Annotated in this window: 20 protein-coding genes and 1 pseudogene; 7 read left to right on the top strand and 14 right to left on the bottom strand. The window is 66.1% G+C overall.

The genetic code is table 11. From position 1 onward, the window contains the following. Positions 1–11 precede the first annotated feature (11 nt). Positions 12–482: a carboxymuconolactone decarboxylase family protein gene (locus ACVI1L_RS30940; RefSeq protein WP_225641455.1), complete on the bottom strand. Its 471-nt coding sequence runs from the start codon at positions 480–482 to the stop codon at positions 12–14. Beyond that, positions 479–832 (bottom strand): cupin domain-containing protein, encoded by a 354-nt coding sequence (locus ACVI1L_RS30935; RefSeq protein WP_456784629.1) that lies wholly within the window; start codon positions 830–832, stop codon positions 479–481. The genes ACVI1L_RS30940 and ACVI1L_RS30935 overlap by 4 nt, the downstream gene beginning before the upstream one ends. Positions 833–975: 143 nt before the next feature. On the opposite strand from ACVI1L_RS30935, the gene pdxR reads away from it, so the two are divergent. Next, entirely contained in the window at positions 976–2,430 is a 1,455-nt protein-coding gene (gene pdxR, locus ACVI1L_RS30930) for a MocR-like pyridoxine biosynthesis transcription factor PdxR (protein ID WP_456784628.1), read from the top strand. Here the strand turns inward: pdxR and ACVI1L_RS30925 are convergent. Next, entirely contained in the window at positions 2,408–3,235 is an 828-nt protein-coding gene (locus ACVI1L_RS30925) for an SDR family NAD(P)-dependent oxidoreductase (RefSeq protein WP_057017274.1), read from the bottom strand. The two genes, pdxR and ACVI1L_RS30925, sit on opposite strands and share 23 nt — an antisense overlap. Before the next feature lie 267 nt (positions 3,236–3,502). Here ACVI1L_RS30925 and ACVI1L_RS30920 point away from each other — a divergent pair, with 267 nt between their 5' ends. Further along, positions 3,503–3,856: a hypothetical protein gene (locus ACVI1L_RS30920; RefSeq protein WP_082653787.1), complete on the top strand. Its 354-nt coding sequence runs from the start codon at positions 3,503–3,505 to the stop codon at positions 3,854–3,856. A gap of 178 nt (positions 3,857–4,034) precedes the next feature. Continuing rightward, entirely contained in the window at positions 4,035–4,667 is a 633-nt protein-coding gene (locus tag ACVI1L_RS30915; protein WP_057017273.1) for a TerC family protein, read from the top strand. Positions 4,668–4,730: 63 nt separating this feature from the next. On the opposite strand, the gene ACVI1L_RS30910 is transcribed toward ACVI1L_RS30915, so the two are convergent. The 4 genes from ACVI1L_RS30910 to ACVI1L_RS30895 form a co-directional block, all read right to left on the bottom strand. After that, positions 4,731–5,450: an RraA family protein gene (locus tag ACVI1L_RS30910; RefSeq protein WP_028344569.1), complete on the bottom strand. Its 720-nt coding sequence runs from the start codon at positions 5,448–5,450 to the stop codon at positions 4,731–4,733. Between the two features lie 403 nt (positions 5,451–5,853). Continuing rightward, the gene (gene pssA / locus ACVI1L_RS30905) at positions 5,854–6,735 is read right to left on the bottom strand and encodes a CDP-diacylglycerol--serine O-phosphatidyltransferase (RefSeq protein WP_057017306.1); all 882 of its coding nucleotides are present in this window, start codon (positions 6,733–6,735) and stop codon (positions 5,854–5,856) included. 77 nt (positions 6,736–6,812) lie between these two features. Beyond that, positions 6,813–7,511: a phosphatidylserine decarboxylase gene (locus ACVI1L_RS30900; RefSeq protein WP_016846296.1), complete on the bottom strand. Its 699-nt coding sequence runs from the start codon at positions 7,509–7,511 to the stop codon at positions 6,813–6,815. A gap of 53 nt (positions 7,512–7,564) precedes the next feature. After that, complete coding sequence (locus ACVI1L_RS30895) at positions 7,565–9,553, bottom strand: ABCB family ABC transporter ATP-binding protein/permease (RefSeq protein ID WP_456784627.1); 1,989 nt, start codon at positions 9,551–9,553, stop codon at positions 7,565–7,567. Between the two features lie 213 nt (positions 9,554–9,766). Here ACVI1L_RS30895 and ACVI1L_RS30890 point away from each other — a divergent pair, with 213 nt between their 5' ends. Beyond that, the gene (locus ACVI1L_RS30890; protein WP_456784626.1) at positions 9,767–10,372 is read left to right on the top strand and encodes an LOG family protein; all 606 of its coding nucleotides are present in this window, start codon (positions 9,767–9,769) and stop codon (positions 10,370–10,372) included. 160 nt (positions 10,373–10,532) lie between these two features. Here the strand turns inward: ACVI1L_RS30890 and ACVI1L_RS30885 are convergent, their stop codons facing one another. The 4 genes from ACVI1L_RS30885 to cysS all read right to left on the bottom strand — a co-directional run bounded on the left by ACVI1L_RS30885 (position 10,533) and on the right by cysS (position 14,533). Further along, positions 10,533–10,910, bottom strand: a complete 378-nt coding sequence (locus tag ACVI1L_RS30885) for a VOC family protein (protein ID WP_456784625.1) — start codon at positions 10,908–10,910, stop codon at positions 10,533–10,535. 109 nt (positions 10,911–11,019) lie between these two features. Further along, complete coding sequence (gene cimA, locus ACVI1L_RS30880; RefSeq protein WP_076826463.1) at positions 11,020–12,618, bottom strand: citramalate synthase; 1,599 nt, start codon at positions 12,616–12,618, stop codon at positions 11,020–11,022. After that, positions 12,615–13,121: a GNAT family N-acetyltransferase gene (locus tag ACVI1L_RS30875; RefSeq protein WP_168859235.1), complete on the bottom strand. Its 507-nt coding sequence runs from the start codon at positions 13,119–13,121 to the stop codon at positions 12,615–12,617. Before ACVI1L_RS30875 ends, cimA begins: the two co-directional genes overlap by 4 nt. After that, positions 13,118–14,533 (bottom strand): cysteine--tRNA ligase, encoded by a 1,416-nt coding sequence (gene cysS / locus ACVI1L_RS30870; RefSeq protein ID WP_168859234.1) that lies wholly within the window; start codon positions 14,531–14,533, stop codon positions 13,118–13,120. Before cysS ends, ACVI1L_RS30875 begins: the two co-directional genes overlap by 4 nt. A gap of 294 nt (positions 14,534–14,827) precedes the next feature. Here cysS and ACVI1L_RS30865 point away from each other — a divergent pair, with 294 nt between their 5' ends. Both ACVI1L_RS30865 and ACVI1L_RS30860 read left to right on the top strand, forming a co-directional pair. Continuing rightward, positions 14,828–15,151, top strand: coding sequence for a hypothetical protein (locus ACVI1L_RS30865; RefSeq protein WP_057017266.1), 324 nt, complete (start codon positions 14,828–14,830; stop codon positions 15,149–15,151). 143 nt (positions 15,152–15,294) lie between these two features. Continuing rightward, positions 15,295–16,461: a DUF2865 domain-containing protein gene (locus ACVI1L_RS30860; RefSeq protein ID WP_076826456.1), complete on the top strand. Its 1,167-nt coding sequence runs from the start codon at positions 15,295–15,297 to the stop codon at positions 16,459–16,461. Between the two features lie 7 nt (positions 16,462–16,468). Here the strand turns inward: ACVI1L_RS30860 and ACVI1L_RS30855 are convergent, their stop codons facing one another. The 3 genes from ACVI1L_RS30855 to ACVI1L_RS30845 form a co-directional block, all read right to left on the bottom strand. Then, positions 16,469–18,220 carry an NAD+ synthase gene (locus tag ACVI1L_RS30855; RefSeq protein WP_456784624.1) on the bottom strand — a complete coding sequence of 584 codons (1,752 nt, stop codon included), beginning with the start codon at positions 18,218–18,220 and terminating at the stop codon, positions 16,469–16,471. A 149-nt stretch (positions 18,221–18,369) separates the two neighbouring features. Further along, positions 18,370–18,723: a diacylglycerol kinase gene (locus ACVI1L_RS30850; protein ID WP_028334253.1), complete on the bottom strand. Its 354-nt coding sequence runs from the start codon at positions 18,721–18,723 to the stop codon at positions 18,370–18,372. 49 nt (positions 18,724–18,772) lie between these two features. Continuing rightward, entirely contained in the window at positions 18,773–20,161 is a 1,389-nt protein-coding gene (locus ACVI1L_RS30845; RefSeq protein WP_028334252.1) for a class II 3-deoxy-7-phosphoheptulonate synthase, read from the bottom strand. A 155-nt stretch (positions 20,162–20,316) separates the two neighbouring features. Between ACVI1L_RS30845 and ACVI1L_RS30840 the strand changes: the two are divergent. After that, a pseudogene (locus ACVI1L_RS30840) lies at positions 20,317–21,241 on the top strand (alpha/beta hydrolase family protein). Positions 21,242–21,318 lie beyond the last annotated feature (77 nt).

Below are 21,318 nucleotides of genomic sequence, written 5' to 3'. Positions count from 1 at the left end.
TCCTGCCAAGATCAAGCCGCCGCAGCGGAATGCTCGACCACAGCCTGCGGCGGGTTGCGGAAGCCGATGGCGATCCGGTTGTAGGTGTTCATCAGGCCGATCGCGATGGTCAGGTCGACCAGTTGCTTCTCGCTGAAGGTTGCGCGCGCCGCTTCATACGCGTCGTCCGGAATCGCGGTCTCCGCCACGCGGGTGACGGTTTCGGCCCAGGCCAGCGCGGCGCGTTCCTCGGCGTCGAACAGCTCCCCCGCCTCGCGCCAGACCTGCAGCACCGCAAGCTTCTCGACCTTGACGCCCATCTTCAGCAGGCTGCGGGTATGCGAGTCCAGGCAATAAGCGCAGCCGTTGATCTGCGATATCCGCAGATAGACCAGTTCGACGAGCTGCGCGGAAAGCCCGCTTTGCGTGATGTAGCCATAGACGCCACCGAGCGCCTTGATGCCCGCGGGGGCGACCTTGTTGTAATCGATCCGCATGCTCATTGCTTGTGTCCTTCCTTGTCGAACACAGTCAGCGCCTTGTCGTTGCTGTCGACGACGAACACCGCAAGCAGCTTCGCCGGTTCGGTCGCGCTGGCGTTGCGCCCGAGCACGTGATGCGCGCCGGGCGGCTCGAAGAAGCTGTCGCCGGCCCGATAGACATGCGCGGCCTCGCCTTCCAGCTGGCTCTCGATCGCGCCCTGGAGCACGTAGACATAGAGAAACGCCGATTTGGCGTGATGATGCGGCGCCGACGGCTCGCCCGGCGGGAAGTTCACCTCCACCGCGATCAGCGACTTGCCGGGAATGTTCGTGATCATATGCTCGAACTTCGGCGTCACCGATTGCGCCATCGCCGGAGTCGCAAGGGCCCGCGCAGGCCAGCAGCGTTGTCATCAAGGTCTTCATCTCGTGCCTCCATTGCTACCGGATAGATGCGGGCACGCATGGCCAAAAAGAAGCACCAAGAATGAACCGAATTGGTGTACCACGAGCCATGCCCAACCCGCTTCCCATCGCGCTCGACCGGTCGGCCAGGACGCCGCTCTCCGAGCAGATCCGCAAGGCGATCGCGGCGGCGATCGACAACGGCGTGCTGGTGCCGGGCGCCCGGCTGCCATCGTGGCTCGACCTTGCCGCGCAGCTCGGCGTTGCGCGCGGCACCGTGCGGGCGGCCTATGACAAGCTGTCGGACGCCCAGCACATCGTGTCGTCGAAGGCGGGCGGCACCACCGTCGCGAGGCGGCCCAGGAAGGCCGCCAAGCCCGATGCGCCGGTCGCTCCCGGATCGGTCGTGGAGATGTTTCGCGATCTGAGCGGTCAGGGACACTTTCGGATGGGCGTCCCCGCGCAGGATACCCTCCCCGCCAAGCTGCTGGCGCGAATCCGCGCGCGCGCCGTCCGGGCGGAATTGAGCGCGGTGATGCGCTATGTCGATCCACGCGGCGAGCTCGAATTGAGACGCGAGATCGCGGCGCATCTCGCGATCGCGCGCGGGCTCGAATGCTCGCCCGCGCAGATCGTCATCACCTCGGGATTCAGCGGAGGACTCGGCCTCGCGATGCGCGTGCTCGGCCTCGAAGGCCGCCGCGCGTGGATGGAAGACCCGGGATTTCCATTGACGCGAAAGGGCCTCGAGCTCGGCCGGCTGGAGGTCGTCCCGATGCCCGTCGATGCCAACGGCATCGATGTCGAGCACGGTCTCAAGCACGCCCCCGACGCGGCGCTCGCGGTCGTGACCCCGGGCCAGCAGGCGCCGCTCGGCCCGCCGCTGTCGCCGCAACGTCGCGCGCAGCTGCTCGACTGGGCCGCCCAAACCGGAGCCTTCATCATCGAGGACGACTATCTCGGCGAATTGCAGCTCGATGGCCGTGCCGCGCCGGCGCTCGCCTCGCTCGATCGCGCCGGCCGGGTGATCCATCTCGGCTCCTTCAGCAAGACGATCTCGCCGACGCTGCGCCTCGGCTTCCTGGTTGCGCCAGAGCCATTGGCGGCGCAGTTCGCCGATGTCGCGACGTGCCTGGTCCCCGCTCCCGGCCCAGCGGTGCAGCTGTCCACCGCGGAATTCATGCGCGACGGTCACTACATCCGCCATCTCAGGCGAACCAAGCGGGCCTATTGCGACAACCGCGATGCGCTAACGACGGCGCTACGGAGCTGGAGCAACGACGTGCAGGTTGCCGGCCTCGCCGTCATGCTGACGCTGCCGGACAAGACCGCCGATGTCGAGATCGTCAGGGCACTGCTCGCGCACGGGCTGGCGCCCGCCCCGCTCTCGCCCTGGTATTTCTCACCGAAGCGCGCGCAGCCGGGTCTCTTGCTCGGCATTGCAACGGTGCCGGATCGCGGCGTTCCGGCCGCATGCAAGCGCCTGTTCGAGGCGATCCGCGCCCAAGGTCGCGTCCAAAGTGCGCCGGTCTCGCGCCGGATCAGGAAGCCCGCAGCCCGGTGAGCGTCAGGCTCAACGCCTTGAGCCGCTTGCGCGCCTCGGCGTCATAGGCCTGGGCATGGGCGCGCGCCTCGCGCTTGCCGTCGAAGAACAGCCCGCTCCGGCCTGCCACATCGTCGTCCTGGACCAGACGCAGGATGGCATCACCGCCCTGCTCGACGGTCGAGATCGGCGTCGCGCCGCTGGCGCGCACCATGGTGGTGTTCATGTAGGTCGCGGGGTGCAGCGAGTTGACGGTCACGCCGGAGCCTTCCAGCTCCGTGGCCAGGTCGATGGTGAACATGATCTGCGACAGCTTGCTCTGCGCATAGGCGCGCGCACCGCTGTAGTTCTTCGTGATCATCACGTCGCCGAAATCGATCGGGTGCTGGCCGAGCGACGCGACATTGACGATGCGCGCCGGCGCGCTCGCCTTGAGCCGCGGCAGCAACAGATGCGCGAGCAGGAAGCCGGCGAGATAGTTGACCGCGAAGCGCAGCTCGTGGCCGTCCTTGCTGGTCTGCCGCGCCGGCCCCTCGTTTTGCGAACCGATGCCCGCGTTGCTGACGAACACATCAAGGCGTTCCTGGTCGTCGAGCACCAGCTGGGCGAACTCGCGGACCTCGGCGAGCGAGGACAGATCGGCCTGGTAGAACATCGGCTCGCGGCCGCTGAGGCGCTTGATCTCGTCGGCGAGCGTCTGCGCCCGCTTGGTATCGCGGCCGTGGATCAGGACCCGGGCGCCAGCAGACGCCAGCTTCATCGCGACGTAGCGGCCGACGCCGTCGGTGGAACCGGTGATCAGCACCGTCTTGCCTGCCATATTCATCGAAATTGCCTTTCGATCGTTCGCCCAGCGCTGTCAGCAAAGATAAAGGCGCCGCACGGACTTTGCCATGGCATGCCACCGCGCTGGCGGTGCCAAAATGGCGTCCAAGATCACCCCCCCCCCCCGGGGGCTCGGGCCTTCTCCGGAACCGCATAAGTACATCTTGTCGCGCGGCCGGCGGTCGCGCGGCGCCGCGTCGCGCGTCAAGGAGATCGCGTTCTGATATCCTCGACGTGAACGACAAGTCAGGATCGGTAAAGGACCGGAATGTCCTCGATCATTCCAGACACGATGCTGCGAAAGACTCCCTCTCTGGAGCCGTTCGGCATGCTGCTGTTGTTCGGCGCGCTGACCGCGCTGCCGATCGTCCTGACGCTCCGTCTGGTTGAGCCTGCACTCGTGCTGCCCGTTCTCAGCCTGTTGTTGTTCGTCCAGGCAGCCATTGCTGCGATTGCGGCGCGCGTGATCCACGCACGCTCAACCGTGGCGAACCTCACGCTGTGGGATTTTGCCGGCGCGTTCACCTTCATGGGGTGCGCAGCGGCGATCCTCGGCGAACCGGATCAGGCGGCGCTGTTCTTCGAGGAAGAAGCAGCAATGCGTCCGGTGTCACGACCGTAATCCCAGGCCGGGCCCCTCTGGCAGCCACAAGCTGCGATGTCGGACTGGAACTCAGTTGGAGTGGCCCTGCTTCGACCCGTGACGCGATAAGTGTCGCGGTGGATTTGCCGTCCGCATGACGGCAAGAGCCGGTTTCGTCGAAAGGGTCCGCTCCCCGACCTCAAGGGGAACATGACCCATGTCCGAACTATTTTCGCCCGAGTTGTTTTCACTCGACGCCCTCAGCGCATTGCTGCAGGTCGTCGTCATCGACCTCGTGCTGGCCGGTGACAACGCCGTCGTGATCGGCCTTGCCGCGGCCGGCCTGCCGGAGAAGCAGCGCGGCAAGGCGATCCTGATCGGCATCGGTGCCGCGACACTGCTGCGCATCCTGTTCGCCCTGGTCACCACGCAATTGATGCAGATCGTCGGCCTGCTGCTGGCCGGCGGCATCCTGCTATTGTGGGTGTGCTGGAAGATGTGGCGCGAGCTGCGCGCCGACGCGCACGAGACCACGGCCGAACACGCCGATGGCGCAAAGGGCCAGCGCAAGACGCTGTGGCAGGCCACCACGCAGATCATCGTTGCCGACGTCTCGATGTCGCTCGACAACGTGCTGGCGGTCGCGGGTGCGGCGCGCGAGCAGCCGATCGTGCTGGTGTTCGGCCTCGCGCTCTCGATCGCGATGATGGGCGCGGCCGCCTCCTTCATCGCGCGGCTGCTGCAGAACCACCGCTGGATCGCCTATGTCGGCCTCGCCGTGATCCTCTATGTCGCCATCGACATGACGGTTCGCGGGGCGAACGAGATCGCGAAGGTGGCTCCGGCCTGACACCGAAAGCAAAACGGCGGGCCCTCCGGCCCGCCGCTCTGCAAATCGACAACGCGTGCTGCCTCAGTGGATCTCCGCCGAACGCTTCAGCGCGTCCTTCAGCTTCTCCAGTGAGAAATCCTTGCTGCGCGCGATGTCCAGGATCGGGGTCTCGCGGCGGCCGCAGAGTTCGGCGGCCTCGGGCAGCTTCGCCGCGACCTCATAGGGGATCACGATGGCGCCGTGGCTGTCGGCGTGGATCAGATCGTCGGATCGCACCGTCATGCCGGCGACGCGGACCTCGCCGCCAAAGCTCTCGGCATGCACCCAGGCGTGCGACGGGCCGATCGAGCCGGCCAGCGCCTGGAAGCCCGGCGCCCATTGCGGGATGTCGCGGATCGAGCCGTCGGTGATGACGCCGAGGCAGCCGAGCGCCTTGTGCACGTTGCTCTGCACCTCGCCCCAGAACGCACCATAGCCGACGTCCGGGCCGTCGATGTCCTGGATGACAGAGATGCGCGGGCCGAAGCCGGTGCCGACATATTCGTAATATTCGATGCGGCGCTTCGACTGCTCCTCGGCCGAGAGGCCGGATTTCAGCACCGAGCGGATCGTCGTGGTGCGGGCGTAGCCGACCATCGGCGGCAGCGTCGGGAACGGGCAGACCAGCGGCTTCACGGTGTAGCCGATCAGACGGCGCTCCGGCGCGACGATCTCCATCGCGTTGCAGATCGTCGGCGTGTCGTAGCGCGCCAACGCTTCAAGGACGGAAGCAGGAAGCGGGGCGGAAGCGGATGTCGTCACGGCGTTTCTCTCCTGATTTTTGGCGTCAGATCATGATGCGTTTCCAGGGAAACGCATCATGATCTCATTTCTTTGTTTGAGCATGATCTTTTCGGAAAACCGGTCTCCACTTTTCCGGATCATGCTCGAGCGGGCCGTCTCAGCCTATAGCCGAGATCGCAGGCGAACCCAACCGAGGCACGCTCATGGCTGATATTTGCTGGAACGAAACCACTCTATCACCGTCACCCCCGCGCAACGGCGAAACCGTTGTCGCTGGAAGTGGCCGCTTCTTCAGCGGCCCTCGAAGGGTCGACGGCCCCAATCTCGGAGCCGGGCCGTACATCCTTCGAGGCTCGCCCGGCGGCGCAATTGCGCCGCAAGGCTCGCACCTCAGGATGACGGTCGACTACCGAGGGCGCACTCAGTGCAGATGCGTCGGACGATCGTCGTGGTCACTCTCCGCGACCGGCGCCGTATAGGGAGCAGCGGCCTGCGCCGCCACCGGCGCGCCCGCAGCTTGCGTCTGTGCGGCAAGCTGGCGCTCCTGGTCGCGGTAGGACTTCCAGCCCCAGGGCAGGCTGATCAGATAGAGCACCGAGCCCGCCGACAGGATGTGCCAGGGATAGCCGATCAGCAGCGCGACGATGAACACCACCGACACGAACACCGGCAGCACCATTTCCGGCGGCACGCGCATCTTCACGGTCTTGCCGGAGAACACCGGCAGCCGCGACACCATCAGGAAGGCGATCAACAGCGTGTAGAACGCCGTCAGCGTCGCCGGCGGCATCGGCACGCCGAGGAAGGCGAGATAGATCGGCAGCAGCACGGTGATCGCACCGGCAGGCGCCGGCACGCCAGTGAAATAGTTGGCGGCGAAGGCCGGCTTGTTCGGATCGTCGATCGAGGCGTTGAAGCGCGCAAGCCGCAGGCCGCCGGAGATCGCGAACACCATCGCGGCGATCCAGCCGCCATTGTTCAATTCATGCAGCTGCCAGAAATACAGGATCAGGCCCGGCGCGACGCCGAAATTGACGAAGTCGGCGAGGCTGTCGAGTTCGGCGCCGAATTTCGACTGGCCCTTGATCATGCGCGCGACGCGGCCGTCGATGCCGTCGAGGATCGCGGCGAACACGATGGCGGCGACCGCCAGCTCCATCCGCCCTTCCGTCGACAGCCGGATCGCGGTGAGGCCGGCGCAGATCGCCAGCAGCGTGATCATGTTCGGCACCAGCATCCGCACCGGGATCGGGCGGAACCGCCGGCGGCGATACTCGGTGGAATTCGGATCGAATGGCGTCATGGCCTGATGAATATAGCAAGCGCCGCCCGGCTCCGCCATTGCGGCGGGAACCGGCTGATGGGGCTGGCGAAACAGAGTTAATCGGCGCGGTAGGTTCGGCCCGGATCGGCGTTGCGGAAATCCGCCAGAATCGTCTCGCCGGCGACCGCGGTCTGCCCCTCGGAGACCAGCGCCTTCGTGCCCTCGGGCAGATAGACGTCGAGCCGCGAGCCGAAGCGGATCAGGCCGAAGCGCTCGCCGGCGCCGATCGACTGGCCCTCCTTGACGAAGCAGACGATGCGCCGCGCCACGAGGCCTGCGATCTGGACCACGCCAATGCGCCCGTTGGAGGTCGAGATCACGAGCGAATTGCGCTCATTGTCCTCGCTCGCCTTGTCGAGCTCGGCATTGATGAACGCGCCGGGCCGGTAGGCGATGCGGTCGATGCGGCCGACCACCGGGCTGCGGTTCACATGGCAGTTGAACACGCTCATGAACACCGAGACCCGCGGCAGCGGCTTGTCGCCGAGCCCGAGCTCGGCCGGCGGCAGCGCCTGCACCACCATCGAGACGCGGCCGTCGGCCGGCGATACCACGATGCCGTCGCGCAGCGGCGTCACCCGGACCGGATCGCGGAAGAACAGCGCGCACCAGACGGTCAGCAGCGTCCCGATCCAGCCCAGCGGGGTCCAGATCCAGAACAGGATCAGGCTCGCCAGAGCGAAGCCGCCAATGAAGGGATAGCCCTCGGGGTGGATCGGCGGGATCTGCGCGCGGATGGAATTGGCGATCGACATCAGAGCTCGCTTGCGTTTCCCCGCCCCATTTGGCGGGAGAGGCCCTAAATCGACTATTCCGCGGCGGTCGGCAAGGGTTTCTCACCCGCATCAGGGCTGGAATCCTCCGACGTTTCGGTGACCGCCGGCGGCAGCCGATTCGGCGCGGTGCCGTCGTCATCGACCTGGGCGAGCCGTTCGCGGGCCTCCTCGGCCTCGCGTTGCCGGTTCCACATGCTGGCATAGAGGCCGTCGGCGGCCAAAAGCCGCGCGTGGGTGCCGCGCTCGGCGATCCGGCCCTGGTCCAGCACGATGATCTCGTCGGCGCCGACGATGGTCGACAGCCGGTGCGCGATCACCAGCGAGGTGCGGTTGCGCGAGACCCGCTCCAGCGCGCCCTGGATCTCGTGCTCGGTGTGGCTGTCGAGCGCGGAGGTCGCCTCGTCCAGCACCAGGATCGGCGGCGCCTTCAGCACCGTGCGCGCGATCGCAACGCGCTGCTTCTCGCCGCCGGAGAGTTTCAGGCCGCGCTCGCCGACCTGCGTCTCATAGCCCTGCGGCGACATCCGGATGAAGCCGTCGATCTGCGCGAGGCGCGCCGCCTCCTCCACCTCGTCGTCGCCGGCATCCCAGCGGCCATAGCGGATGTTGTAGCGGATGGTGTCGTTGAACAGCACGGTGTCCTGCGGCACCATGCCGATCGCCGAGCGCAGCGAGGCCTGCGTCACGGTCTTGATGTCCTGGCCGTCGATCAGGATGCGGCCGCTCGAGACGTCGTAGAGGCGGAACAGCAGCCGCGAGATCGTCGACTTGCCGGCGCCGGAGGGACCGACGATCGCAACCGTCTTGCCGGCCGGCACCTCGAAGCTCAGGCCCTTGAGGATCGGCCGGTCCGCCTCGTAGGAGAAGCGGACATCCTCGAACCGCACGCTGCCGGATGACACCGCGAGCGGCTTGGCCCCCGGAATGTCCCTCACCTCGGGATCGCGCGCCAGCACGTCGAACATCTTCTCGATGTCGATGATCGCCTGCTTGATCTCGCGATAGACCATGCCCATGAAATTCAGCGGCTGGTAGAGCTGGATCATCATCGAATTGATCAGCACGAAATCGCCGACAGTGTGGGTGCCGTTGCGGATGCCGAACGCGCACATCAGCATGGTCGCGGTCAGCCCGGCGGTGAAGATGATCGCCTGCCCGGTGTTGAGCACCGCGAGCGAGGTATAGGTCTTCACGCTGGCCTGCTCGTAGCGCTCCATCGAGCGATCGTAGCGCCGCGCCTCGCGCTCCTCGGCGCCGAAATATTTCACCGTCTCGTAGTTGAGCAGCGAGTCGATCGCCTTGGTGTTCGCCTCGGTGTCGGAATCGTTCATCCTGCGGCGGATCTCGATCCGCCACTCGGTCGCGATATAGGTGAAGTACATGAACACGACGACCGTGAGCAGCACCGCGAGCACGTAGCGCCAGTCGAACTGCCAGAGCAGCACCGCCGCCAGCAGCGCGACCTCGACGATGGTCGGGATCAACTGCAGGATCACCATCCGCACGATGGTCTCGATGCCGGAGCGGCCGCGCTCAAGGACGCGGGTCAGGCCGCCGGTCTTGCGCTCGAGATGGAAGCGCAGCGACAGTTCGTGCATGTGCACGAAGGTGATGTAGGCGAGCCGCCGCACCGCATGCATGGCGACGCGGGCGAAGATGCCGTCGCGCCACTGCGTCAGCACCGCCATGATGATGCGCACCGCGCCGTAGCTGATCGTCATCAGCACCGGCGAGGCGATCAGCCAGACCACCCAGTTCGAGGCCGCGACCGGCGCCGAGCCGGTGCCGTTCAGCGCATCGATCGCCCATTTGAAGGTGAACGGCACCGACAGCGTCGCGAGCTTGGCGAACAGCAGCAGCACCACCGACCAGATCACGCGCGTCTTCAAATCGGCGCGATCGCCGGGCCAGATGTAGGGCCAGAGATGAACGAGGGTGCCGAGCAGCGTCCCCTTCTCGGCGGCCGGCGGCGTGGCCGAGGGCTGTGCGGCGCCGGTCACACTCTGTTGCGGCGGCACCATCAGGCGCCCGCCCGCGCGGTCACGGCGCGGCGGTCCGCTGCCACATCTTTTCCACGGTTTGCCATTGTGCCCGTCATATAGATCGTTTGAACGCGGCGTACAGGCTTATGACGAAAATTGTTCGCGATTCGCGGGAATTTACGGGATTTTTTGGCCCTCCATCCCCATATGCGAGTCTTGACCCTGTTTACGCTGCAGTGCCACAAGGAACGTATGAACCAAATCAAGACTGTCTGTGTTTATTGCGGCTCCGGCCCCGGTAACAATCCCCGTTTCGTTGAAGCTGCCGTCGCGCTCGGCAAGAGCTTTGCCGAAAACAACGTGCGCCTGGTCTATGGCGGCGGCTCGATCGGCCTGATGGGCGCGGTCGCGAAATCCACGCTCGATCACGGCGGCTCCGTCACCGGCATCATTCCCGAATTCCTGCGCGCGCGCGAGAACGCGCTGACCTCGGTTCAGGAGATGATCGTCACGCCCGACATGCATGAGCGCAAGCGCCTGATGTTCGAGCGCTCGGATGCGTTCGTCGCGCTGCCCGGCGGCATCGGCACGCTCGAAGAGCTGGTCGAGCAATTGACCTGGCAGCAGCTCGGCCGTCACCACAAGCCGATCCTGCTCGCCAACATCGACAATTTCTGGGAGCCCCTGCTCTCGCTGCTCAACCACATGCGCATGACCGAGTTCATCCGCCCGACGCTGCCGATCAACGTGCTGATGGCCGATCGCATCGACGAGATCCTGCCGCGGCTGCGTTCGGCAGTGGCACGCACGCCCGAGGCCGCGAAGGAACTCGCGCCCGAAGTCGCGCGTCGGCTGTAACTGTTCGCCGCACTTTCGGCTCCATGACCGTCATGCTGAGGAGGCCGCGGAGCGGCCGTCTCGAAGCACGATCGCCCCGCTGGTGGCCGTGCATCCTTCGAGACGCGCTACGCGCTCCTCAGGATGACGGGTCGAGACAAGTGCTAGCCTGAAATCCTTACTACTCGCTCGGAAACGTCACGGCCTCGATGCGGTTGCCGTCGGGATCGAGGACGAAGGCCGCATAGTAGCGCACGCGGTCGTGCGGGCGCAGGCCCGGAGGACCATCGGAGAGGCCGCCGGACGCCAACGCAGCGGCGTGGAAGGCGTCGACCTCGGCGGTAGTCTTCCCGCGCAGGCAGATATGGGTGCCGCTCTCATGCGGCACCTGCGCCATCGTGGCGCGCAGATTGATCCAGAATTCTGGATAGGCCTTGCCGAAGCCGACCGTCGCCGGCCGCGTGACGAGGCGGCTCAGGCCAAGCGCGGCCAACGTCGGCTCGTAGAACCGCGCGGCCCGTTCCAGATCGCGAACGCCGACGGAGACGTGGTCGATCATGGATACTTCCTCCCCGTTGTCATTCCGGGATGGTCCGAAGGACCAGACCCGGAATCTCGAGATTCCGGGTTCGCTGCTTCGCATCGCCCCGGAATGACGGCTCAATCACTCACGCCTGCGCGCCCGACTTCACCAGCTTGTAGAACACCGAATCCATCAGCGCCTGGAACGAGGCGTCGATGATGTTGGGCGAGACGCCGACCGTGGTCCAGCTCTCGCCGGTCTCGTCCTCGCTTTCGATCAGAACGCGCGTGACCGCCTCGGTGCCGCCATTGAGGATACGCACGCGGTAGTCGATCAGCTTCAGGCCATCGATATATTTCTGGTATTTTCCGAGGTCCTTGCGCAGCGCGACGTCGAGCGCGTTGACCGGGCCGTTGCCTTCGGCGGCCGAGATCAGCCGCTCGCCGTCGACATCGACCTTCACCACCGCGAGCGCCACGGTGACGCGCTGGCCGTTAGCGTTGTAGCGCTGCTCGACATTGACGTCGAACTGCTCGACCTTGAAATATTCCGGCACCTTGCCGAGCGTGCGGCGCGCCAGCAGGTCGAAGGAGGCGTTCGCCGATTCATAGGCAAAGCCCGCGGCCTCGCGCTCCTTCAATTCCTCGACCAGCCGCATCAGCCGCGGATCGCTCTTGTCATAGGCGATGCCGGCACGGTCGAGCTCGGCCATCACGTTGGAGCGGCCGGCCTGATCGGACACCAGCACCTTGCGGTGATTGCCGACGGAATCCGGCAGCACGTGCTCATAGGTCTGCGGATCCTTCATGACAGCCGAGGCATGGATGCCGGTCTTGGTGACGAATGCGCTTTCGCCGACATAGGCCGCATGGCGGTTGGGCGCGCGGTTCAGCATGTCGTCGAGCGTGCGCGACACCTTCATCAGCGTCGCCAGCTTCTCCGTGGTGACGCCGATCTCGAACTTGTCGGCAAACTCCTGCTTCAGCTTCAAGGTCGGGATCAGTGAGCAGAGGTTGGCGTTGCCGCAGCGCTCGCCGAGGCCGTTGAGCGTGCCCTGGATCTGCCGCGCGCCGGCCCGCACCGCGGCGAGCGAATTCGCCACCGCCTGCTCGGTGTCGTTATGGGCGTGGATGCCGAGATGGGCGCCGGGCACCTGCTTGATGACTTCGCCGACGATGGTCTCGATCTCATGCGGCATGGTGCCGCCATTGGTGTCGCACAGCACCACCCAGCGGGCGCCGGCCTGATAGGCCGCCTTGGCGCAGGCGAGCGCGTAGTCGCGGTTCTCCTTGTAGCCGTCGAAGAAATGCTCGCAGTCGACCATCACCTCGCGGCCGAGCGCCTTCGCGGCAGCGACGCTGTCGCGGATCGAGGCGAGGTTCTCCTCATTCGTGGTCTCGAGCGCGACGCGGACCTGGTAGGCGGAGGATTTCGCGACGAAGCAGATCGCGTCCGCCTTGGCCTCGAGGATGCCGGCAAGCCCGGGATCGTTCGACGCCGAGCGGCCCGGCCGCCGCGTCATGCCGAAGGCGGTGAAGCGTGCGTGGTCGAACGCAGGCTTCTTGCTGAAGAACTCGGTGTCGGTCGGATTGGCGCCGGGATAGCCGCCCTCGACATAGTCGATGCCGAGCGCGTCGAGCATGCCTGATATCACCTGCTTGTCCTGCAGGGTGAAGTCGACGCCATTGGTCTGCGCGCCGTCGCGCAGCGTGGTGTCGAACAGATAGAGGCGCTCGCGGCTCACGCGTGGCCTCCCGGGGTCGCGACACCATCGAGCTGCTTCTGCATCGTGGTGTTGGCGAGCCACTCGTCGTTGATCGTGACCGAGTTGCGCTGCTGAGCGACGTAGCCGCGCTTGCGGAAGAATTCCAGCGCGGTGTCGCTGGCATCGACCTTCAGGGTCTTGGTGCCGCGGGCACTCGCGATCTTCTCAAGCGCATCGCACAGCGCGCTGCCGACACCCTGCCCGACCGCGCTCGGATGCACATAGAGCATGTCGATGAGATCGGCGCCCTTCAGCGAGGCGAAACCGACCGGGGCGCCCTGCAAGGTCGCGATCAGCGTGAGCTGGCCGGCGAGCTTCTTGCCGAACGCCTGCTCGTCGTCGGCGGCCATCGCCCAGGCTTCCTGCTGCGCCTCGCTGTAGTCGTCGCCGGTCAGGTCCATGATCGAGGCCGCGAAGATCGCCGCCAGCAGCGGCGCGTCGTCGGGCAGATACGGGCGCAAGGCGGGCGCGGAGCGGCTCATCGCGCGACCTCCCAGGTGGTGATCGGCTTTCCTTCGGCATCCTTTCCGTCCTTGATCGCCACGCCCATCGCGGCGAGCTGATCGCGGATCCGATCCGACTCCTTGAAGTCCTTGCGGGCCCGCGCCGCGGTGCGCTCGGTGATCAGTGCTTCCACCGCGGCGGCATCGACACCGCTCGCCTGCTGCTTGCGGGCCTCCCACGCGGCCGCGCTCTCCGACAGGAAGCCGAGCAGCCGGAGCGAGCCGGCAAACTCCCTGCGGCTCTGTTCGCTGCTCGACGCAGCACCGCGCAGGCCGTGCAGCACGGCCATCGCCTGCGCCGTATTGAGGTCGTCGTAGAGCGCCTCGACCATCGCCGGCGACGGCGCGCCGGGATCGGCGTCGGCCGCGACCGCGTACCAGTCGTCGAGTGTCTTCGCGGCCTCCTCGGTGGCCTTGGCGGTCCAGTCGAGCGGCGAACGATAATGCGTCTTCAGCATGGCAAGCCGCAGCACCTCGCCGGGCCAATCGGCCAACAGATCGCGGATCGTGAAGAAGTTGCCGAGCGACTTCGACATCTTCTCGCTTTCGATCTGCAGGAAACCGTTGTGCATCCAGACATTGGCCATGCGGTCGGAGTGGAACGCGCAGCAGGTCTGGGCTACCTCGTTCTCATGGTGCGGGAACACCAGGTCGATGCCGCCGCCGTGAATGTCGAACTTCTCGCCGAGATGCTTCCAGGCCATTGCCGAGCACTCGATGTGCCAGCCGGGGCGGCCCTCGACCTTGATGCCTGCGGGCGACGGCCATGACGGCTCGCCCGGCTTCGACGGCTTCCACAGCACGAAATCGGTGTTGTCGCGCTTGTAGGGCGCGACATCGACGCGGGCGCCGGCGATCATCTCGTCGAGCGAACGCTTCGACAGCGCGCCGTAACGCGGCAACATCGAATTGGCCGCGTTCATCGCCTGCGGCGAGAACAGCACATGATCCTCGGCGACATAGGCAAACCCGCCGGCAACCAGCTTCTCGATGATGGCGCGCATCTCCGGGATGTGCTCGGTCGCGCGCGGCTGCACGGTCGGCGGCAAGCAGCCGAGCGCCGTGACGTCGTCCTGATACTGCTGATAGGTCTGCTCGGTGACCTTGCGGATCGCCTCGTTCAGCGGCACGCCGGGATAATCCCGCGCGGCGCGGACGTTGATCTTGTCGTCGACGTCGGTGACGTTGCGGACATAGGTCACGTGATCGGCGCCATAGCGATGGCGCAGCACGCGAAACAGCACGTCGAAAACGATGGCGGCGCGGCCGTTGCCGATATGGGCGAAGTCGTAGACCGTCGGTCCGCAGGCATACATGCGGACGTTTTCGGCATCGAGCGGCACAAACGGCCGCTTCTCCCGGGTCAGCGTATCGTAGAGGCGCAAATCCATGGAAACCGTTCCCTTGCGGCCGGGCGGTCCAATGCTCTCATGTGTTGAGAAAAGACGGCCTCAGCCAGCGAATCGCTAGCTCATAATCTCGCGGCAAATGCTGCAGATGGCGAGGTGGCCGTTCATGGTTCCACCATGTCTCACGGCCCCATTATTGCGTCAAGGGGCTGTTTTCGGGCAGTTAGCCACCCGCTCCGCACCGAAATCACGTCAACGCCCTCATGGTTAATCATTATTAAGGATTTGGGCGTATCCGGTCGCTTGCGGATTCCCCGCCATTTTCACTGGTGCACCATGCGGCCTGTTTCAGCATTGATTGCCTGCACGCTCTTTGTTGCTCCGTCCTTCCTTGTTTCCTCGGCCGCGCTGGCCGACAGCCGCGTCTTCATCGTCGCCAACCAGGCCGACGGCTACGGCATCGACCAGTGCCTCGCCCGCGGCGATCGCTGCGGTGCCTCCGCCGCCCGCGCCTATTGCCGGTCACGCGATTTTGCGCAGGCCACCAATTACCGCCGCGTCGATCCCGACGAGATCACCGGTGCGGTTCCGCACGCCGCGAATGAAAAATGCAACGGCAACAGCTGTGGTGAATTCGTCGCCATCACCTGCCAGCGCTGAGCCAAGCCGCTGGCCAGACGGGGTTATTGCCACACCGGCGCCCCGGAAACGACGTGACGCTGCCCCGAGAAACGGCTATTGCAGCGGCCTTGCCCGCGCGCTTTGGCGTTGATCGCCGCGCGGCGTCGTTTTAATGGCCGGATATGCCCAATAGCTCCCGTTCTCGCTTCTCCCGCTGGTTTCTGAGTTGCGCCGTGCTGGCCGGCATGTCCCTGCCCGCCACGCATGCCCTGGCGCAAGTGCCGCCCGGCCCGCCCGGTCCGGCTCCGCAAGGCGCGCCACAGCCCAATCCGCAGGCCAATCCGATGTGCGGCCGGCTCGAAGGCCAGCTGGCGGCGATCGACCGCGGCGGCGGCTCCGGCGACCCGGCCAAGGACGAGCAGATCCGCCGCTATCAGGACGCGGCAACCCGCCAGCAGGGCGAGCTCGATCGCGTGACGGCGCAGGCCCGGCGCATGGGCTGCGACAGCTCCGGATTCTTCTCGCTCTTCAACAACAATTCGGCGCAGTGCGGTCCGGTCAACACCCAGATCCAGCAGATGCGCGCCAATCTCGACCAGATCACCGCCAATCTCGAGCGGCTGCGCTCGGGCGGGCTCGGCGGCGCCGACCGCGAGAACCAGCGCCGTTCGGTCCTGACCGCTCTGGCGCAGAATAATTGCGGCCCGCAATATGCCGCGGCCGCGCGTGGCCCCGGCAACTTCCTCGAGAACCTGTTCGGCGGCGGTGGCGGCGGCAATCCCAACAATCCGCTGCCCCCGCCCGATGCGCAGTATGGCGCCCAGTCCGGGACCTTCCGCACCGTCTGCGTCCGCACCTGCGACGGCGCCTATTTCCCGATCTCGTTCGCGACCGTGCAGGCGCGCTTCGCCGCCGACGAGCAGATCTGCAAGGCGCAGTGCCCTGCCGCGGATGCCAGCCTGTTCACCTACCGAAATCCCGGCGAGGACATCAACCAGGCGGTCTCGATCAGCGGCGTGTCCTACTCGTCGCTGCCGAACGCCTTCAAGTACCGCACCGAGTTCAATCCGTCCTGCTCCTGCAAGCCGGCCGGCCAGAGCTGGGCCGAGGCGCTGAAGGCGGTCGACGACAAGGCGTCCGCCGAGCAGCAGGGTGACATCATCGTCACCGAGGAGAGCGCGCGGAAGATGCAGCAGCGCGCCCAGACCAAGGCCGCCGCCGGCAAGAAGGGCGCGCCCGCAGCCGCAGCTCAACAGCAGCCCGCCGCCGCTGACGCCGCGGCACCGGCCGCGCCGGCGAGCGACGGCCAGATCCGCACCGTCGGCCCGACCTTCATTCCCAAGCGGTAAGAAGAGTTCAGCCCTCGAACGCTTCCGCCGACGCGCGCGAGGTGCGCGCCACCAGCGTCTCGTCGGGCGCCGGCAGCGCCTTGCCGAAATCGCGGAAGCGGTTGGTGATGGGATAGCGGCGGTCGCGGCCGAAGTTCTTCCGCGTCACCTTCACCCCCGGCGCCGCCTGCCGCCGCTTGTATTCGGCGATGTTGAGCAGGCGATCGACCCGGGCCACCACGTCGCGGTCGAAGCCGGCTTCGATGATGGTCGCCAGCGGCTCCTCGCGCTCCACCAGCCGCTCGAGGATCGCGTCCAGCACGTCGTAGGGCGGCAGCGAATCCTGGTCGGTCTGGTTCTCGCGCAACTCGGCGGTCGGCGGCCGGATGATGATGTTGACCGGGATCACCTCGCCTGACGGCCCGCGCGCGCCGTCCGGCTTCCAGCCATTGCGCAGGCTCGACAGGCGAAACACCTCGGTCTTGTAGATGTCCTTGATCGGATTGAAGCCGCCGTTCATGTCGCCGTACAGCGTGGCGTAGCCGACCGACATCTCCGACTTGTTGCCGGTGGTCACCACCATGGCGCCGGTCTTGTTGGAGATCGCCATCAACAGCGTGCCGCGGGCGCGCGCCTGCAAATTCTCCTCGGTGATGTCGCGGTCCAGCCCCTTGAACACCGGCGCCAGAATCGTCTCGAAGCCGTTCACGGCATCGGCGATCGGCAGGATCTCGTAGCGGATGCCGAGCGCCGCGGCGAGCTTGGCGGCATCGTCGAGCGACACCTGCGCGGTGTAGCGGAACGGCAGCATCACGCCGCGCACCTTGTCGGCGCCGAGCGCATCGACCGCGATCGCCGCGCACAGCGCCGAGTCGATGCCGCCGGAGACGCCGAGCAGCACGCCGGGAAAACCGTTCTTGCGGACATAGTCGCGCAGACCGAGCACGCAGGCCGCGTAATCGGCCTTGTCGCCCTCGAGCTGCGCCGTGATCGGCCCGTTGCAGCGCCAGCCGTCGGCGGTCTTGCGCCAGGTCAGCGTCGTGATGTTCTCCTCGAACGCCGAAAGCTGCGCCGCGACGGAAAGATCGGCATTCAGCGCGAACGAGGCGCCGTCGAAGATCAGCTCGTCCTGGCCGCCGACCTCGTTGAGATAGACCAGCGGCAGCCCGCTCTCAGTGACGCGCGCGACGACGATCGACAGCCTGAGGTCGGCCTTGTCGCGGGCATAGGGCGAGCCGTTCGGCACCACGAGAATCTCGGCGCCGGTCTCGGCGAGACATTCGACGACGTTCTCGTATTCTTCGGACTCCTCGAGCCAGATGTCCTCGCAGATCGGCACGCCGATACGCACGCCGCGCACCGTCACCGGGCCCGGCGCCGGGCCGCGCGCGAACAGCCGCTTCTCGTCGAACACGCCGTAATTCGGCAGATTGGCCTTGAAGCGCAGCGCGGCGATGCGGCCGCCGTCGAGCAGCGCGCAGGCATTGTAGAGCTTGCCGTCCTCGACCCACGGCGTGCCGATCAGCATCGCTGGGCCACCATCCCTGGTCTCGCGCGCCAGTTCCTCGATCGCGGCGCGGCAGGCCGACTGGAACGCCGGCTTGAGCACCAGATCCTCCGGCGGGTAGCCGGCGATGAACAGTTCCGACAGCACCACGAGGTCGGCGCCGTCGGCCTTGGCTTTCTCGCGCGCGGCGCGCGCCCTCGCGGCGTTGCCGGTGACGTCACCGACCGTCGGATTGAGTTGCGCCAGGGTAATCTTGATCTGTTGTTCGCTCATACGCTTAAGTTGTCCTGCACAACAGCAAACTTCAATCATCTTCCAGTCATGGTGCGATTGCAGAAATCGCGCCATGACCGGCGGGAGCTTCTTTTGAGCATGATCTGATCGGAAAACCGGTTCCCACGTTTCCGGATCATGCTCGGGAATCAGAACGCGCCCATGCGTTCGGCGAGGGCGAACAGCCAGAACAGCCCGGCCATGACGAGCGCGACGCCGACCGCGGCCGAGCCCATGTCCTTGACCCGCCCGATCTGCGGATCGTGATCCATGGTCAGGCGATCGGCTAGCTTCTCGATCGCGGTGTTGAGCAGCTCGATGACGAGCACCAGCACCACGGTCGCAACCAATTCGACCCGGCGCATCACGGTGGCGCCGACCAGCCAGGCCAGCGGCAGCGACAGCGCCAGCGCCACCACCTCCTCGCGAATCGCCTGCTCCGAGCGAATGGCGAATGCCAGCCCGTTGCGCGAGTTGATGGTGGCTCGCCAGAACCTCAGCAAGTCACGGCCCCCAAGTCCAAGTCACTGCCTGCCCAAGCCACAGCCCCAATCACAACCCCGCAGCGGCCGGCATCGGCTTGACCTTGCCGGCGCGCTCCTGCTTCAGGAGTTCGGCGATCAGGAAGGCCATGTCGATCGACTGTTCGGCATTAAGACGGGGATCGCAGACCGTGTGGTAGCGGTCGTTGAGGTCCTCATCGGTGATGGCGCGCGCGCCGCCGATGCATTCGGTGACGTCCTGTCCGGTCATCTCCAGGTGCACGCCGCCGGCATGGGTGCCTTCGGCAGCGTGGATCTGGAAGAACGACCTCACCTCCGACAGCACGCGATCGAACGGCCGCGTCTTGTAGCCCGAGGTCGAGGTGATGGTGTTGCCGTGCATCGGATCGCACGACCACACCACCTTGCGCCCTTCTCGCTGCACGGCGCGGATCAGGCCTGGCAGATGGTCGCCGACCTTGTCGGCGCCGAACCGGTTGATCAGGGTCAGGCGCCCGGGCTCATCGTCGGGATTGAGGATGTCGATCAGCTTCAACAGTTCGTCCGGCTTCAGCGACGGGCCGCATTTCAGGCCGATCGGGTTCTTGATGCCGCGGAAATATTCGACATGGCCGTGATCGAGCTGACGGGTTCGGTCGCCGATCCAGATCATGTGGCCGGAGGTCGCGTACCAGTCGCCGGTGGTGGAATCGACCCGCGTCATCGCCTGCTCGTAGCCGAGCAGCAGCGCCTCGTGGCTGGTGTAGAAATCGGTGGCGCGCAGCTCGGGATGGCTCTCGAGGTCGAGGCCGCAGGCGCGCATGAAGTTCAGCGCATCCGAGATACGGTCGGCCAGCTCCTTGTAGCGGCGTGATTGCGGCGAATCCTTCAGGAAGCCGAGCATCCACTGATGCACGCTGCCGAGATTGGCGAAACCACCGGTGGCGAACGCGCGCAGCAGGTTCAGCGTCGCGGCGGATTGCCGATAAGCCATCAGCTGGCGCTGCGGATCGGGAATGCGCGCTTCCGGGGTGAAGGCGATGTCGTTGACGATGTCGCCGCGATAGCTCGGCAGCTCGACGTCGCCCTGCTTCTCGGTCGGCGACGAGCGCGGCTTGGCGAACTGGCCGGCGATCCGGCCGACCTTCACCACCGGCAGCGCGCCGGCATAGGTCAGCACGACCGCCATCTGCAACAGGACGCGGAAGAAGTCGCGGATGTTGTTGGCGCCGTGCTCGGCAAAGCTCTCGGCGCAGTCGCCGCCCTGCAGCAGGAAGGCCTCGCCGGCGGCGACCCGTCCCAGCGCCTTCTTCAGGCTGCGCGCCTCGCCCGCGAACACCAGCGGCGGAAAAGTCGCCAGCTGGGCCTCGACATCGGCCAATGCCTTGGCATCGGGATAATCGGGCACCTGCAGCACCTTCTTGGCGCGCCAGCTATCGGGTGTCCACCGCTCGGACATGAGGTCAACTCCTGAGCAAAAACCGCAACTTAATCACGGCATGACGAAAGCCCGGCTTATACACAGGGCCCCGCTTTCCCGCTAGAAGGATTCCTGCAATCTGGTCAAACCCTTGCAGGGAAATCCGAATTCGCATTTGGTAGAGCATAGCATGAATGCCGGGAGAAATCGCCGTGGCCTCCGCCGCGCTGGACGACGTTTTTAGCGACGACATCGTCGTGCCGGCCGCGGACGGCTATCCGCTCGCCGCGACGCTGTTCCTGCCGCGCGGCACGCGGCGTCAGGCCGTGCTGATCAATTCGGCGACTGCCGTGCCCCGCAAGGTCTATCGCGGCTTCGCCGGCTACCTCGCCCGCCGCGGCGCCGCGGTACTGACCTACGACTACCGCGGCACCGGCGGTAGCCGGCCGATGGCGGCGACCGGCCTCAACAAGCCGAAATCACTGGCCGGCTTCAAGGCCACGATGGCGGACTGGGCTGCGCTCGACGCCACCGCGGCGGTGAGCTGGATGCGCGAGCGCTATCGCAGCCTCCCCTTCGCCTATGTCGGCCACTCCTTCGGCGGCCAGGCGCTCGGGCTGCTTGCCAACAATGCCGAGATCCCGCGCGCGCTCCTGATCGCATCGCAGGCTGCCTATTGGAAGCTGATGGCCTCGCCCGAGCGCTACCGCGTCGTCGCCTTCATGACCGGCGTCGGCCTGCCGCTGGCGCGCACGCTCGGTTACCTCCCCGCTTGGGCCGGCCTCGGCATGGACCTGCCGAGGGGCGCGTTCGAGCAATGGCGGAGCTGGGTGATGCGGGAGCGCTATCTGCTCGATGATGCCACGCTGACAGCGCGCGAGAATTTTCCGAAGTTCAAGGGCAAGCTCCGCGCGCTTGTCATGACCGACGACACCTGGGCAACGCGGCCGGCGGTCGAATTGCTGTGCTCCGCCTTCACGTCGATCACGCCGGAGATCATCTCGATCCGTCCCGCCGACGCCGGCGCAAAAGCGATCGGCCATCTCGGCTTCTTCCGCAGCGACCACCGCGACGCGCTGTGGCGCGGTGGTCGCGGAGTGGATTGAGGCGGAGGGATAGACGCGGCACTCTCCGTCGTCGTCCCTGCTTTCGCAATGCGAAAGCAGGGACGACGCCGCATTTATTGCGCTGCTGGT

Source organism: Bradyrhizobium sp. USDA 4516, from assembly GCF_054055915.1.
The sequence above is the reverse complement of the archived record's forward strand: the minus strand, read 5'-3'. Positions and strand labels throughout refer to the sequence as shown.

Coding starts and splice junctions, on each gene's coding strand:
- ACVI1L_RS30885 (WP_456784625.1), bottom strand. CDS start 10,910: ATGATCGACCACGTCTCCGTCGGCGTTCGCGATCTGGAACGGGCCGCG.
- ACVI1L_RS30860 (WP_076826456.1), top strand. CDS start 15,295: ATGCCCAATAGCTCCCGTTCTCGCTTCTCCCGCTGGTTTCTGAGTTGC.
- cysS (WP_168859234.1), bottom strand. CDS start 14,533: ATGGATTTGCGCCTCTACGATACGCTGACCCGGGAGAAGCGGCCGTTT.
- pssA (WP_057017306.1), bottom strand. CDS start 6,735: ATGACGCCATTCGATCCGAATTCCACCGAGTATCGCCGCCGGCGGTTC.
- ACVI1L_RS30915 (WP_057017273.1), top strand. CDS start 4,035: ATGTCCGAACTATTTTCGCCCGAGTTGTTTTCACTCGACGCCCTCAGC.
- ACVI1L_RS30900 (WP_016846296.1), bottom strand. CDS start 7,511: ATGTCGATCGCCAATTCCATCCGCGCGCAGATCCCGCCGATCCACCCC.
- ACVI1L_RS30925 (WP_057017274.1), bottom strand. CDS start 3,235: ATGAATATGGCAGGCAAGACGGTGCTGATCACCGGTTCCACCGACGGC.
- ACVI1L_RS30890 (WP_456784626.1), top strand. CDS start 9,767: ATGAACCAAATCAAGACTGTCTGTGTTTATTGCGGCTCCGGCCCCGGT.
- ACVI1L_RS30920 (WP_082653787.1), top strand. CDS start 3,503: ATGTCCTCGATCATTCCAGACACGATGCTGCGAAAGACTCCCTCTCTG.
- ACVI1L_RS30855 (WP_456784624.1), bottom strand. CDS start 18,220: ATGAGCGAACAACAGATCAAGATTACCCTGGCGCAACTCAATCCGACG.
- ACVI1L_RS30845 (WP_028334252.1), bottom strand. CDS start 20,161: ATGTCCGAGCGGTGGACACCCGATAGCTGGCGCGCCAAGAAGGTGCTG.
- ACVI1L_RS30940 (WP_225641455.1), bottom strand. CDS start 482: ATGAGCATGCGGATCGATTACAACAAGGTCGCCCCCGCGGGCATCAAG.
- ACVI1L_RS30895 (WP_456784627.1), bottom strand. CDS start 9,553: ATGGTGCCGCCGCAACAGAGTGTGACCGGCGCCGCACAGCCCTCGGCC.
- ACVI1L_RS30875 (WP_168859235.1), bottom strand. CDS start 13,121: ATGAGCCGCTCCGCGCCCGCCTTGCGCCCGTATCTGCCCGACGACGCG.
- ACVI1L_RS30865 (WP_057017266.1), top strand. CDS start 14,828: ATGCGGCCTGTTTCAGCATTGATTGCCTGCACGCTCTTTGTTGCTCCG.
- pdxR (WP_456784628.1), top strand. CDS start 976: ATGCCCAACCCGCTTCCCATCGCGCTCGACCGGTCGGCCAGGACGCCG.
- ACVI1L_RS30935 (WP_456784629.1), bottom strand. CDS start 832: ATGGCGCAATCGGTGACGCCGAAGTTCGAGCATATGATCACGAACATT.